The organism is Rhizobium sp. BR 315 (assembly GCF_050577975.1).
GTDB classification, from domain to species: Bacteria; Pseudomonadota; Alphaproteobacteria; order Rhizobiales; family Rhizobiaceae; genus Rhizobium; species Rhizobium miluonense.
The window spans coordinates 21,240-35,570 of sequence record NZ_JARWKZ010000046.1 but is presented as its reverse complement, the minus strand read 5'-3'; the positions used below and the strand labels follow the sequence as shown (position 1 = coordinate 35,570).

At 59.9% G+C, this 14,331-nt stretch carries 11 protein-coding genes; 4 read left to right on the top strand and 7 right to left on the bottom strand.

Annotation, left to right across the window (positions count from 1 at the left end; all coding sequences use genetic code 11):
• Positions 1-16: 16 nt before the first annotated feature.
• From tssF to tssA, 7 genes are all read right to left on the bottom strand, one after another.
• Positions 17-1,798 (bottom strand): type VI secretion system baseplate subunit TssF, encoded by a 1,782-nt coding sequence (gene tssF / locus QD409_RS28395; protein ID WP_430764258.1) that lies wholly within the window; start codon positions 1,796-1,798, stop codon positions 17-19.
• Positions 1,791-2,300, bottom strand: a complete 510-nt coding sequence (gene tssE / locus QD409_RS28390) for a type VI secretion system baseplate subunit TssE (RefSeq protein WP_092855332.1) — start codon at positions 2,298-2,300, stop codon at positions 1,791-1,793. Before tssE ends, tssF begins: the two co-directional genes overlap by 8 nt.
• A complete protein-coding gene (locus tag QD409_RS28385; RefSeq protein WP_092855330.1) occupies positions 2,293-3,117 on the bottom strand; it encodes a type VI secretion system accessory protein TagJ in 825 nt (274 codons plus the stop codon). The genes tssE and QD409_RS28385 overlap by 8 nt, the downstream gene beginning before the upstream one ends.
• Positions 3,114-4,517 (bottom strand): type VI secretion system contractile sheath large subunit, encoded by a 1,404-nt coding sequence (gene tssC / locus QD409_RS28380; protein ID WP_092855328.1) that lies wholly within the window; start codon positions 4,515-4,517, stop codon positions 3,114-3,116. Before tssC (QD409_RS28380) ends, QD409_RS28385 begins: the two co-directional genes overlap by 4 nt.
• Positions 4,518-4,564: 47 nt before the next feature.
• The gene (gene tssC, locus QD409_RS28375; protein ID WP_092855325.1) at positions 4,565-6,043 is read right to left on the bottom strand and encodes a type VI secretion system contractile sheath large subunit; all 1,479 of its coding nucleotides are present in this window, start codon (positions 6,041-6,043) and stop codon (positions 4,565-4,567) included.
• Positions 6,044-6,155: 112 nt separating this feature from the next.
• Complete coding sequence (gene tssB / locus QD409_RS28370) at positions 6,156-6,668, bottom strand: type VI secretion system contractile sheath small subunit (protein ID WP_092855323.1); 513 nt, start codon at positions 6,666-6,668, stop codon at positions 6,156-6,158.
• Positions 6,669-6,772: 104 nt separating this feature from the next.
• Positions 6,773-7,819 (bottom strand): type VI secretion system protein TssA, encoded by a 1,047-nt coding sequence (gene tssA / locus QD409_RS28365; RefSeq protein ID WP_092855321.1) that lies wholly within the window; start codon positions 7,817-7,819, stop codon positions 6,773-6,775.
• Between the two features lie 227 nt (positions 7,820-8,046).
• On the opposite strand from tssA, the gene tssH reads away from it, so the two are divergent.
• From tssH to tssI, 4 genes are all read left to right on the top strand, one after another.
• Positions 8,047-10,788 (top strand): type VI secretion system ATPase TssH, encoded by a 2,742-nt coding sequence (gene tssH, locus QD409_RS28360; protein ID WP_430764257.1) that lies wholly within the window; start codon positions 8,047-8,049, stop codon positions 10,786-10,788.
• 63 nt (positions 10,789-10,851) lie between these two features.
• Positions 10,852-11,328 (top strand): Hcp family type VI secretion system effector, encoded by a 477-nt coding sequence (locus tag QD409_RS28355; protein WP_430764256.1) that lies wholly within the window; start codon positions 10,852-10,854, stop codon positions 11,326-11,328.
• A gap of 117 nt (positions 11,329-11,445) precedes the next feature.
• Positions 11,446-11,994: a hypothetical protein gene (locus QD409_RS28350; RefSeq protein WP_092855317.1), complete on the top strand. Its 549-nt coding sequence runs from the start codon at positions 11,446-11,448 to the stop codon at positions 11,992-11,994.
• Positions 11,995-12,001: 7 nt separating this feature from the next.
• Positions 12,002-14,326 (top strand): type VI secretion system tip protein TssI/VgrG, encoded by a 2,325-nt coding sequence (tssI, locus tag QD409_RS28345; RefSeq protein ID WP_430764255.1) that lies wholly within the window; start codon positions 12,002-12,004, stop codon positions 14,324-14,326.
• Positions 14,327-14,331 lie beyond the last annotated feature (5 nt).

Sequence of the window (14,331 nt, the reverse complement as noted above, 5' to 3'; positions counted from 1 at the left end):
GTTGCGTACCCCTTCGTCACAATAACGGCCGCTCGGCGGCGCGGGCCGGCCAGACGGCGATTGGCTTTGATTGCCCCTTCATCGAGATGGAGAGGCGGGTGAAGCTGTTGATCGAGGTGTAAAGCCCAAAAAACCGATCGAGAACGCTGCCGAAAAGATGGGCCGACGGCCTGTCGATCGCTGCGGGATCGAACACCAGGCGGATATCCGTGCCGGTCACCATCCCGCCGCTGGCAAGCCTGGTCATCGAGCTTTTGGCTTCGACCCGCACCAGAGCGTCGGCCAGTTGCCTGGTTTCACGGCTGTCTCTGAACGCGTAAAGCGCCAGGATATCTTTGAGCGCGGCACCATCGTTGTCGAAAATGGAGAGGTGATTGAGCTGAAGATGCGACATGAGCCGCCAATTCCGACCTTGCTGCTCGTTCATGCGCACGGATGGCGTAGGGGCCATCAAGGCTTCGACCGAGGCGACCGCTTCACTGCCGGAGGCGAGCTGCAGATAGGGGTGGCCGCCGCCAAAGGGCAGTTGCTCGGGCAATTCGCGATTGAGGCATAGGGCATCGACGCTGGCGATTTTGTCGACGGGGCCGCTTGCCCGACATGCGCGATCGACGAAGGTGATTTCCATATCCGAGGTGTGGTCGTCGGCATCGAAACGGCGAGCGCACTGCCAGAACAGTGACGAGGCTCCGCCCTTCAAGCTGCGGCCGAAAAAGGGCTGGCACTGTTCCTCGTCTCCGCTGCGCCCGGATATCAACACCTTCTCGATCGCATAGATCTCGCGCGTTTTCTGCCGCCTCGCGTCCGGCAGTACGCGATATTCGGTGCGCGTACCGTCGAGCGCGATTGGTTCGCAGTTCTGGCGAAACAGGTTGACGATCGGGGTGGCATTCAAGACGAAATCGCGGGCCGAAATGGCGCGTTCCAACTTGGCGCTGGTCTCGTCGAGATAGACGAAGATTTCCAGCGTCTCGCCACGCCAGGCCTTTAGGCCGAGAATATCTATGAAGAGGAATTTCTGCGGCAGGGCGAAGAATTCCGTCAGTAGACGATAGCCGGCGAAGCTTGAGCTGGGGTAGGGCAGGATCGCTTCGTCCGGCTCGAAACCGACCGGATGCAATGCCTTTTTTGACAGCATGACGGGCGCACGATCGTCTGCATGGTAAGCAAGCACTATGCCAAGCGTGTGATTGACCAGAAGCTCGTGAATGGCGACCGCCTGCTGCCAGGACGAGCCGATGTGAAGCCGCAGCCGATCAAGGCCGATCTCGCCGAGCGGCTTGTTGGTGTCGCGCGCCCGGACTGATAGGCGCAGACAACCGGCCGCACCCGCATGAGGGGACGGCGGCGCACTGATCGGATGGCCGGTCAACGAAGCCGAGACGATCTCAATCGGCGCGACCTGCGTGTCCTGCGTGGTGCGGAAGCGGCAGCTCTCGCCGCCGATCGGCTCTGCAAAGATTTCCGTATGACGCGGCAGAGTCTGTACGGACGCCAGAGTGTTGCTCGGCGCAAAGCGCACGATGCTCATCGAGGGCAGCGGCGCCAGATAATGCGGATAGAGCGTTTCAAGCAGGCCATCCGTCAGTTCCGGAAACTCGTCGTCAAGCTTCTGGCGGACGCGGGCGGCCGAATAGGCAAAGCTCTGGATCAGGCGCTCTACATGCGGATCATCGGCAACCTCGCCGGTTACGCGCAAACGACCGGCAATTTTCGGGAAGGCATCGGCGAAACGGGCGGCCCGCCGGCGGATGGCGGCCAACTCTTCGTTATACCGCTGCAGAAAGCCGTCAGCCATTGTTGGCCTCCACTAGGAAGCGCTGGGTCGTCGGATCGATCGTCGATTCAAAGCTGATCGGCGGCATGCCCTCATGCACGCGGAAGGTCGCGTGAATGCGCAGCCGCAAGGCCCGTTCGCCGTTGCCGCGGCTCTTGAGAATGCTCACCTGCACGTCGGAAAGCCGCGTTTCGAACAGAGCAATGCGCCTCTCGATCAGACGAGCGAGCCGACTCTTGGCTTCATCGGTGAGGAGATTTGCCGACACCATGCCGTCGACGCCAAAGCACACCAGCGCATCGCCGAGTTCGTCATAGATCGAAGGCGGCGCAGTCGGGCGGCGGCGTGTATTGAGCAGGGCCTCAAGGTCGCGTCGAATGCATTCGCGCAGTTCGCGCAGCTGTTCTGCCGATGTCAGCGGCGGATCCTGCAGACGATCGGGATTTTCGTCGATCAACCGATCGATGATCGACCTGGCGACGATCCTTTCCCGCGGCCTATAGCGCTCCAGTGGATCAACCATGAGCGGCAGGCCTCATGTGATCGGAGCTCTCAGTCATTTCCAGCGATTTCAGATCGTGGAAGGAAACGAGATCGTCACCGGCGAGGAAGCACTTCTGGCCACGGCCAGTGGTAATTCCGGTCGATTCGTCGACCCATTCCGTCTCGCGGCCGAGCAGCAGTTTTGCGCCCGTCGTGCCGTGATAGATCGCAGGCAGGAGCACCGGCGCGCTCGCGCCATCCACGAGTTCCAGCTCGGCCCTGCGGAAGGCAAGATCGCGCGGACGCGCAATCGGCTCGACGCGAAGCGCGGCAACTCTGGAAAAATCAACCCAGAGATATGCTCCGCCCGTCATGATGACCTCGATCGCATGCGGAATGCGGTCGTCGAGATCGCGAAGGTCCGAAACGAGCTGGCCATTCCAGTTCATCGGCCGTTCGCCTCGAACCTCCTCCAGGGATTGCAGCGCCGCGGCCGTATCCGAGGAATGGTCGCGACACGCGACCGCCACCTTCATCGCCGCCTGATCCAGGGTTGTCGGGCCGTTCGGAAAGTCCGGCGCGGCAGCCCCGTCGAACCAGGCAGACCGTGCCGCCATTGCCCGCAGCTGGTTGCGCAGCATCGCGAAGCCCATCACGTCTTCCGGTGCGAATGTCGTGGCGAGATTGCACTGCGTGTCGGCTCTTGCATAGTCGCCGGCAAGGATCAAAAGATCGATCAGGATATGCCGGCCATCCTTGTCCGTGGGGGCCGCTTTGACATGCGCCTTCGCCTGCTCGATTGCATCGTCGAGCGCGTTTTCGCTGAGAGCTTCGGCGATTTTGGCGGAGAGCGTCATGCAGACATCCTTTGCGGGCTGTTTGCGGAGCGGGAGAACGCATAGGTCGCATTCGCCGTCTCCGCGATCAGATGAAAACTTGTCGACACGTCGTCGAGCTGAAAATGCGGCTGGAGCCGCACGGTGCAGGCGAACATGCCAGGCTTGCCGGGAATCTCGTTGACGCTGATACCTGCCGAACGCAACGGGTAGCGCGTGCGCAGCGAAAGGTCGGCGTCGTCATTGCCGAGCGTGTAGCTCGACAACCAGTCATTCAGTCTGCGCTCGATCGAGATTGTATCGGCAAGCTTGCCGATCTCGTCGCGCATGATGACCTTGAGGTAGTGCGAGAAGCGCGAGGCGCAGAGCACATACTGCAGCATGGCGGCAATGCGGGCATTCTGCCGTGCATGTTCGCTCGAATAATGCGCCGGTGCATGCAGCGACTGGTTGGAGTTGAAGATTGCCGAAGAGGAGAGGTAGGTGGTCGCTACCGGTATGATGCCGAGCTCGCAGAGCTGCTGTTCCTGCCCGTTGGTCAATCGGATCTCGACGGGAGCCTGTTGCGACAGGCCATTGCTTTCGATGCCTAGATCGTAGGGGGCGAGCTCGTCCGTGCTCAGCACGCCGCCATCGATGGTGTCCTGTGTTACACCGCGGATATCCGCGAACCAGCCGGATTCGATGAAATTGCGAATGACGATCATCGCGAAGGCGAAGGCACCATTGCCCCAAAGCAAGGTGCTGCCGTCGGCTGCGACACTTTCGCGGAACGGGAACTGATCGTCACGCTCACGCGAAAACGCCTCATAGGGCGCGCGCATCAAAATCCTCGGCGCGACCAATCCGAGGAAACGAGAGTCCTCGCGCGACCGGAGCCCGTTCCAGCGAATGCGCGTGGGATCATAGGAAAGCCAGGAAAAATCCTGGACGCGATTGAGCTCGCTGAAATCCTGCAGGCCGATTGCCTGTGGCGCCGCGGCGGCCACGAACGGGCAAAAGGCGGCAGCGGCTGCCATGCCGATCTGGGTCAATGCCCCCACAGTATCGCCGCCGGCTGGATCCTGGGGCGATAGCTCATAGTCGCCGATCAGCAGACCGAAGGGCTCTCCACCGGGCATGCCGAATTCGCGGCTATAAATCAGCTCGAAGAGATGGCTCTGGTCGAATTCCGTCGTCCGCTCAAGATGGCGCGTCAGCTGGGGCCAGCTGACGCTGAGGATCTTGACCTTCACCTCTTCCGATCGGCCTGTATGGCGCATGAGCATGGCAAGCCCGCGCCACCGCGCCTCCATCGCCTGGAATTCGCAATGGTGCAAAATCGCATTGACCTGCCGGTTAAGCGCATCGTCGATCATGGCGATCAAGCGATGCACCTGATGTGGCCAGGCAGCTCTCGGTTCCATCGTTGTCGCGGTCATGGTGCTGACAGAAGGCGCGCGGCGAGATGATCGCCGCGCCGCCTCTCCTAGTTCTTGGTCGGGATACGGGCGACCATTCTGAGCGAAGTGGTCAGCTCTTCCATCTGCAACCAGGGTCGCATCCATGCAACCGCATTGTAAGAGCCGGGCTTGCCTGGAACCTCCTGGACCGTCACCTTCGCATCGCGCAGCGGATATTTGGCACGCGATTCCTCGCCGGCATTGTCGTTGGCGTTGACGTAGTTGGCGATCCAGCGGTTGAGCCAGTTTTCGCAATCCTGCGCTTCCATGAAGGAACCGATCTTGTCGCGGCCCATGACCTTCAGGTAGTGCGCGAAGCGCGAGGTGGCCATCATGTAGGGCAGGCGTGCGGATACGGCCGCATTGGCGGTTGCCTCCGGCTTGTCATAGACCTTCGGCTTATGGGTCGTCTGGGCGCCGAAGAACACGGCATAATCGGTGTTCTTGTAATGGCAGAGCGGTAGGAAACCGAGCTTGCCGAGCTCGGCGTCACGACGGTCGGTGATGCCGACTTCGGTCGGGCACTTGAGGTCAAGGTCGCCATCGTCGCTCGAGAAGATGTGCATCGGCAGATTTTCCACCTTGCCGCCGTTTTCGGCGCCGCGGATCGCCGTGCACCAACCGTTCTGGGCAAAAGCGTCCGTTAGCCGCGTTCCCATCACATAGGCCGCGTTCATCCAGCAGTAGGAGTTATGATCGAGCTCGCCGGTCTTCGAATGTTCGGTTTCGTCGAAAGCGAAGTCGTCGATCGGATTGGTCTTCGGGCCATATGGCATGCGGGCAAGGACGCGCGGCAAGGCTAGCGTGACGAAGCGCGAATCTTCACTGTCGCGCAGGCTGCGCCATTTTGCATATTCGACCGTTTCGAAGATCTTTTCGAGATCGCGCGGACGAGCAAGCTCGCGGTAGTCGTCAAAGCCGAACATGCGCGGGCTGGCGGCCGAAATGAACGGCGCAAAGGCTGCCGCTGCGATCGACGAAATCCCCTGCAGCGTCTGCACATCTTCGAAAGAGTTGTCGAACTCGTAGTCGCCAATCAGGGCGCCCATGGGCTCACCGCCGGGCGTGCCGAACTCGTCTTCATAGATCGACTTGAAGAGCCGCGACTGGTCGAATTCCACGGCCTTCGCCAGATCCTTGGAGACATCGCGCTTCGATGCGTTCAGTACGCGGATCTTCAGATTGACGCTGGTCTCACTGTTCTTGACCAGGTAGTGCAGGCCGCGCCAGGTTCCCTCGAGCCTAGCGAATTCCGCGGACTGCATGATCGCGGCAAGCTGACGGGAGATTTTCCGATCAAGCTCGGCAATTGCCTTGTTGAGCGTGATCGTCAGGTTGCGATCATAAGTGACGGTGCCCTTGAGCGCTTGGTCGGTCAGCGTCCTTAGCAGGTCCTGGGCACGGTCTGGTTCGGTTTGGCGGGTTGCAGCCACGATCTGCGATAGCAGATTTTCCTCAGGCGCAAATTCGGCCTCTTTGGTCTTCAGTTGGCTTTCAGCGCTCATTTTTCGATCCTCGCGGAAAATTGCAGGCGATAGTGGTGAAGCTTGAGGCCCGCCGCTATCGGCTGCTTGAAACGGGATTGGGCGACCGGCATGTGCAGATCGCCAACGACGATCAGCTCGCGGCAGGCTTTTCGGCCAATCCGAGCTCAGACATCAGCTTCGAGAGATCAGTCTTGTTCTGCAGGATATCCTCGAGCAGCCGCTCCAGCTCTTCTGACCGATCCGCTTTGCTCATGAGGTCACGAAGCTGGTTGCGGGCATCGAGAAGCGCCTTCAAGGCCGGCACTTGATCGACGATGGAACCAGGTTCGAAATCCTGCATGCTTTCGAATTTCAGCGAGACGGGAAGCTGTGAGCCGTCGCCTTCCAGTGTATTTTCGACCGAAATGTTGAGGCCCGGCGTCATGCGGCGCATGACATCGTCGAAATTGTCGCGATCGATCTGAACGAACTTGCGCTCGCCGAACGGTTTCAGCGGTTGGGTCGGATTGCCTGAGAAATCGCCGAGCACGCCCACGACAAAGGGCAATTCCTTGACGACCATGGCGCCTTCTGTCTCCACCTCATACTTGATGTGGACCCTCGGCTTGCGCACTCGCTCGAGCTTTTCGTGAACACTCGCCATAAAACTTCTCCTTCAATGCCAGCGGCAAATTCGCTTTTCACATGTGGCGCAACTCGGCTTTGGAAAGGGCTGGTTGCAAAACTTCAGGCTGCAGCTTGTGTTTTTTACCCACTTTTGTTCGATTTCGGCTGAATGCCCGCTGCCGTCAGAACGGCATTGCGGACCTGCTGCTCGGGCAGCAATTCGGCCAATAGTTCTGTGAAATCCATGCGGCCGCGCCTGACCATCGTCTCGATCGCCATGGAAATCGGGGAGTGCGGTTCGCTGCGGCGGAAGTAGCGCGCGACGGCAAGCAACAGCTCGAACGCCTCCTCGCGCGAGCCGATCTGTTCCGCATTCAAGGGCCGCAGGCGGCTTTGCGTCTGCTCGCCCGAGCCTTCCTGCTTTTGTGGCTCGGCCTGGGCTTCGGTCGCCGAGGATTCGATGCCTGTAAGAGCGCGAAGGGCCACGGCCGCCTCTTGCAGGACGTTGTGGGTATTGGAGCTCGGCGGCGCCATCGGCCCGCAGCGCTCGTTCAGAACAGACACCAGCCGCTCAAAGGCTGCAAGGCAGCCATTGACCATGTTGAGATGCGAACTCATGGCGGCCGTGCCGGCCTCAAGGGCGGCTTGGCTCAGTTCGTCACGCCGCTTCACCTCGTTAGGACGCTGCGACAGCTGGAAATCCCAGAGCGAAAACTGGCCGAATTTCTTTGCCGGAATGAGCGGCGACAGCCTGATTGCCTGAATGATGGTTCCTTCGCCGCCGACACCATTGAGACCCGAGAGTGGGGCGAGGCGTTCATCGACATCATCAGCCCCGACGGAATGAAATTTCTCCCAATGCTTGTCCAAAAGCGACGCGATGGCCAGGTAGACATCCCTTAACCCCTCGAAGCCGCGCAGACGTAACTCCGCCTCAGCCAACCATGCTAATACTTCGAGGTCCTTACTTTTTGAAGAAATAATCTGCAATCCAAGATTGCTAACATCTAACCAGAGAGGTGAAAGACTAATATTTTCACCTGGTGATATACCTCGCTCCGCAGCGCGAGCCTGGTTTCTTGCATCCTTTATTCTATAGTATATTTCAACCATGGAAGTATTTGTTCGGATATCTTCTCCGCACGGAGCGTTTTCTTCAAATGGAATTTCGATGTCGCAAATGTTCAACAGGGGATTGGCTCCAATTTATGAACTACATCGCTTGAAGGCGTGATAGTTAGGATGATCTATTCCTTTGTCAACCATGTCTATTCTGTAACGGGTTTGTGACAATATCGAATTTCGAAGTTGAAAATTTTTTTGCTTTCCTTCTGGACGCTCGCAGATAACCGCCCTAGTTGTTGCCGCGGTATGGAGGGTGTACTCGATCCAAAACCAGAGGAGGAAATTTCCAAGTGTCGAATATCGACCTCAACCGTCTGATCAGAACGCTTGAGCCTGCCTTACGCGTCGGTCTCGAGGCTGCAGCGTCGCGTGCAGCCCGCGGTCGGCATGCAAATGTCGATGTCGCACATTGGATAGCCGCGTTGCTGGATGTGTCGGAAGTTTGCTCCTTCTTTGAAGAACTTAGCGTGTCATCCGAGGTGCTCCGCACAGAGCTCGATAGCGCCATTGGCGAGCTGCCGGTGGGCGATGGCTCTGCGCTGGTGCTCTCCCAAAATCTGCTGTCGCTGATGCGTGAGGCCTGGCTCGTCGCCTCGCTTCAATGCGGCCGCACCGGCATCGTGCTGGCGGATCTTCTGACGGCGCTCACCGATGACCAATCGTTGCGGATCATGGCGCGTGGCATGGCTCCCTCGTTGCGCAGCCTCGATCGCAATGCGCTCGAAAAGCGGTTGAATTCGGCAACTCCCCGCGAAGCGGCTTCGGGCCTGCAGGATTCCGAGGCCGTCTCCAGCGCCGGTGAGAATGAGTTTCTGCGCCTTTACACTCGCGACATGACGGCGGATGCAAAGCTTGGACGCATCGATCCGGTCATTGGACGTGACCGCGAACTGCGCCAGGTCATCGACATTCTGATGCGTCGTCGTCAGAACAATCCGATCCTGGTCGGCGAGGCCGGCGTCGGCAAGACGGCCGTCGCCGAGGCGCTTGCGCTGGAGATTGCTGCCGGCCGCGTGCCGGACATGTTGAAGCCGGTGCGAATACTCCTCCTCGATCTCAGCCTGTTACAGGCGGGTGCCGGTGTGAAAGGCGAGTTCGAGCGGCGTCTCCACGGCGTGGTAGCGGCGGTGCGAACCTCCGCGCAGCCGATTATCCTGTTCATCGACGAGGCGCATGGCCTGATCGGTGCCGGTGGCCAGGCCGGACAGGGCGATGCCGCAAACATATTGAAGCCGGCGCTTGCGCGCGGCGAACTGAGAACGATCGCGGCAACGACCTGGAGTGAATACAAGCGCTATATCGAGAAGGACGCTGCACTGACGCGGCGCTTCCAGGTCGTTCAGGTGCTGGAGCCCGACGAGGAAACTGCGATACGCATGTTGCGCGGTGTCGTCGGTAGCTTCAAGAAACATCACAGGGTACGCATTCGCGACGAGGCATTGGCAGCCGCCGTTCGCCTTTCGGCCCGCTATATCCCGGCACGGCAGCTCCCGGATAAGGCGATCGGCCTGATCGATACTGCCGCCGCCGCCGTGTCTCTTGCCCGGCAGACTGTGCCGGAGGCATTGAAAGGATTGCACAACGAGCGGGAAATGCTTTCAGCTGAAGCTGAAGCGCTTTCTGCGGAGCCGCCAACACCGGAACTTGCCGCGCGCCTAGCAATCATCGAGAACGAAAAGTGCGAAGTACTAACCGAAATAGGGCGTCTGCAGGCCAAGTTCGATGCCGAAATCCGTCTCTCGAAAGAGGCTGACCGAATTGAAGCATCTTTAGGTGACGGCGGCACGCAGCAAGCCGATGAGGGGGGGCACGCACGAGCCGACAATGTCGCGCTGTTTCCCCCGGGCGGCTCCTCCGAGGCCGCCCGCGCGGCATTGGCGCAAGCCGAGCGCAACCTTGCCGACGTTGCTGGAGAGACGCCTTTGGTTCCTCGCGTCGTCGACAAGGACGTGATCGCCGGCATCGTCGCGCGCTGGACCGGTATTCCGGTCGGCAAGCTGCTGTCGGATCAGGTGGAAACTGTCAAGACGCTCGACACAAGGCTCAAAGAGCGTATTTTGGGCCAGGATGCCGCGATCGCGCGAATTTCAGCCGCCATGCGGTCTGCTCGCGCCGGCCTTTCCGATCCGCGCCGCCCACCTGCCGTCTTCCTGCTTATCGGCATGTCGGGAACCGGTAAAACCGAGACAGCGCTTTCTCTTGCGGATCTTCTCTATGGCGGTAGCCAATATCTGACGACCATCAACATGTCCGAGTTCAAGGAGGAGCATAAGGTTTCCCTGCTGCTCGGATCTCCGCCCGGCTATGTCGGCTATGGCGAGGGTGGCGTCTTGACCGAGGCAGTCCGCCGCCGCCCCTACGGCGTCCTGCTGCTGGACGAGATCGATAAGGCGCATCCCGGCGTTCAGGAAGTATTCTACCAGGTCTTCGACAAGGGAACGCTGCGCGACGGCGAAGGCCGCGACATCGACTTCAAAAACACGACCATCGTCATGACCGCCAATATTGGCTCCGAGCTGCTGGCGGCGCTGGCGGCCGATCCGGAGACGGTGCCCGAGGGCGAAGCGCTGGAAGCATTGCTGCTTCCCGAATTGCATAAGCACTTCAAGCCCGCCTTCATCGGCCGCACGACCGTTTTGCCGTTCATGCCGCTGAACGGCGAGACGCTGAGCGGTATCGTCGATATCCAGATCGGCCGTATACGTGACCGCGTCGTAGCCTCATATGGGACAACTATTTCGCTCGCTTCGGAGGCCCGCGAAGCATTGGTCGGCCGCGCCAAGGCGAGCGAAATGGGCGCGCGCGCCATCGAAGCCATGATCGGGCGCGATCTTCTGCCCGAATTGTCGACCTTCTTCCTCAACGCTGTCGCCGAGGGACGCAAGGTCGCCGGCATTACTATTAGTTTTCACGATCACCGGTTCCTCATCGCTGAGAGGCCGGTGGACGGCAATGAATTCTCCGGCCTCAACCAACATGGCACGGCGAATGAAGCAGCCCCGGACGAACACAACGCCCGGATGCGGCATTAGACGGAAAGGTAAACCGCCTTGCAGCGACAAGGCGAATTCAATCCCAACAGGAGAGTTGAGAGCATGCCGATTTATCTGCAAATCGACGGAATTCAGGGCGACGCCACTCACGAGCAGCACAAGAAGTGGATGGACATTGAAGTCATCCACTGGAACGTCTCGCGCAACATGAAGACGTCGGCCGGTTCCGCAGCGAACCGCGAAGCTTCCGAGCCTACCGTTTCGGAAGTCATCCTGACGAAGGTCAGCGATTCCTCGTCGACCAAGCTGTTCCAGGAAGCATGCTCGGGCCGCACCGGCAAGCAGGCGATCATCCACCTGGTTACGACCGGCAATCCGGGCGATACCTATATCGAATACACGCTCACCAACACGCTGATCGCGAGCTATTCGGTCGACTCTAACGGCGACCGTCCGGTCGAGACGATCAAGCTCAACTTCACCAAGATGGAAGTGAAGTACACGCCTTACGACGACTCGCAAGCGCCGCAGTCGCCGATGATCGCCTCTTACGATCTGGCAACGACCAAGGCTGCCTGAGGATAACACTGTTTTCCGGCGCGTTGCAGTTAGGCGCGCCGGAACCGTGTTCGATGCCAGATCGCCGCTGTGGCGGCTATCTGCACGTTTTCTACAACGTTTCTCATCGAGGTCGCCATGGTAGATTTTTCCGTTTCGTCACCGGCGCTGCAAATGGAGCCGGTGAAGCAGACCGACCTTCCGCCGATGCGGCGCGCAGGGCGCGGTCCTTCCTATGATTACTTCTTGTGGCCGAGCGGCCCGCGCGAATTAGCCGCTCGCAACCAGGCCGCGGGCGCTTTCGCATCTGGTCTCCAATCAGTTATGGAAAAAGCGAATGAGATGTCGTTGACGCACTGGCTAAAGGTGTGGCTGCGAAACAACGAGCCCCACATCATCCGGGAGATGGACATCAATCATCATTCGGTCTTCGTGGCTCAGTTCAACTATACGGTAACTGATGGCCAGGTCCGGACGTATATGGTCCGAGGTGCCTATTTGCTAGGTACGGTCGTTTCGCGCGCCGACATTGGCAAGATCCTGACGCCGGAAGTGCTCTATGGTCCCAGCATACGCGAAACGGTGCCGAATGGTACCTTGTACCAGATCGCCTATCTCGTCGGCGGCCGCAGTCAGGCGGTCGGCAGCACCGGCAAGACTGGCTCGACAAGTTCACTGGTAGGATAAGACGCCGATGAACGACCAGCCTTCGGCCAATGATTTCATCCAGGCGACCCGAAATCTTCGGGTCGTCTCGCCGCTTGGCACGGATCAGCTCCTGCCGGAGCGAGTGACAATCACCGAAGGTGTGTCTTCGCTCTTCGACATCCGGCTTTCCGTGCGCGCCAAGCGCGAAGTCATCAAGCCGGAGGAGCTGATCGGTCGCCTGGTCGATATTTCATTGGAGGTTCAGCAGGCCGAGGACGGGAACGACGGCGTTCGCCGCCCCTTCAACGGTCTTGTAACCTCCCTTCAGGAAGGCCCTCCGATCACGCGCGGCCTGCGCTCCTATTCGATGGTGCTGAAGCCGCAAATGTGGCTTTTGTCGCAGCGGTCGGACTGCCGCATATGGATGGACAAGACCAGCATCGATATCGTCGAGACGCTCTTTTCCGAACACGGGATTCCCGCTCCAGATGTTTCCGGCGTCGTGAAGGCGCCTCCGCCGCAGCACTATTCGGTGCAATGGAACGAAACGGATCTGGACTATCTTACTCGCCGCTTCGAGGAAGATGGGCTTTTCTACTGGTTTTCCCATGAGGAAGGCAGCCATCGGCTGCACCTTGCCGACGGCGCCAATTCCTGGGCGGGGCCGTCTCCCTCCGCCCAGGGTGAGGGCAGGGTACGTCTTGCCCAGGGCTCGACGGACCGCAACCATATCAACGAATGGATGAAGCACTACGCCTACATCCCCGGGCAGCGGGCCGGCGCCGACTGGAATTTTGAGACGCCACAGATGGTGCCGGGCACAACCACGCCTTCGCTGGTACAGATGCCGGGAGCGATGAAACGCGAACTCTATGAATACCCAGCCCGCATCTCATCCGTCGCGGAGGCGGAAAGGGCGCAGAAGCTGCGCATGCAGGCAAGTGAAGCCGACCACAATCGCGTCGTCGGCCAATCGACATCGCGTATCCTTGAGGCCGGCCGCCGCTTCACGCCTTACGAAATAGCTCATCCTGACCATGTCTACGAAGAGCACGTCATCGTGCGTGCGACCCATTCCGCGGTCGATCCATCCTACGAAACCAACACCGATCAGCCGGAATACTCCAACGAATTCGAGGCTATGCCATCGCGCGTGCCGATGACGCCGCATCGCAGCACCGAGCGGCCACGCATTCGCGGCACGCAGGTCGCAATCGTCGCTGGGCCCCCAGGAGAGGAAATCCATCCCGACCAGTATGGCCGCATCAAGCTCTGGTATCCCTGGGATCGCCGCGCCAAGAAGGATGGGTCGGATACCTGCTGGGTGCGTGTCGCCCAAAGCTGGGCCGGTGGCACCTGGGGCGGCCAGGTCATCCCCCGCATCGGCATGGAAGTCATGGTCGCCTTCATCGACGGCGACCCGGATCGTCCATTGGTAACAGGCGTGGTGCCGAACCCAAGCAATGGCGTGCCCTACGACCTACCCGGCAACAAGACCCGCATGGTCATGCGCTCCAATACCCATAAGGGTACAGGTTTCAACGAAATGACCTTCGAAGACGATGCTGGCCGCGAAAACATGTTCTTCCACGCGCAGAAGGACCAGACGACGCGCATCCGCAACGACCGCACCAAACGCGTCGACCGCCACGAGGTCGCCTCCATCGGCGGTAACCGCGCCGTGGAGGTGAGCGGCAACCAGAAGCATGAGATTGGTGGGTCGGTAAATACTGTCGTTGGCGGCACGGGGCCGATGGCGATGGCGCTGATGGGGACGGTGCAGGGGCTTTCGGGACAGACGGCCGGATTGATCTCCCAGGCAGGCCAGATCGCCGGCGGAGGCGGCGAGGGGCTTGCCGCGTTCGCGGGCACGATCGCATCTTCAGCCCTCGGTTTCCTTGGATTGGGGGGACTTGGCAGCCGCGAAGGCGTGGTCTCCGGGCCAAATCCGAGAGCAGACGCCGGAACGAACCTTTCCGGTTCTGGCAGCGGCCTGGGCGAGGCGGCTGGCGGCCTCTTTCCTCTTCCCGGCATCATGAACACGGTTGTCGGGTCGTTCAAATCAGACACTATCGGCATCGCAAGAGCAGAACAGATCGGTGTAAGCAAGGTCACGCATGTCGGCCAAACCTCCCTCGAAAAGGTCGGAAAGTTCAAGAAAGTGATCGTGGGCGACGAGTTCGTCATCGAATGCGGCGCCTCTAAATTCATCATGCGCCAGGACGGCACCGTTATCATTCTGGGGACACATTTCAACTTCACCGCATCCGGGCCGACGCAGATCAACGGCAAGGTCGTCGATCTCAACAAGCCGGGAGGCGGCTTTGCCGAGGCTTCGCCGACATCGTCAGACACGACGGCGCAGGGCTGAGGCGC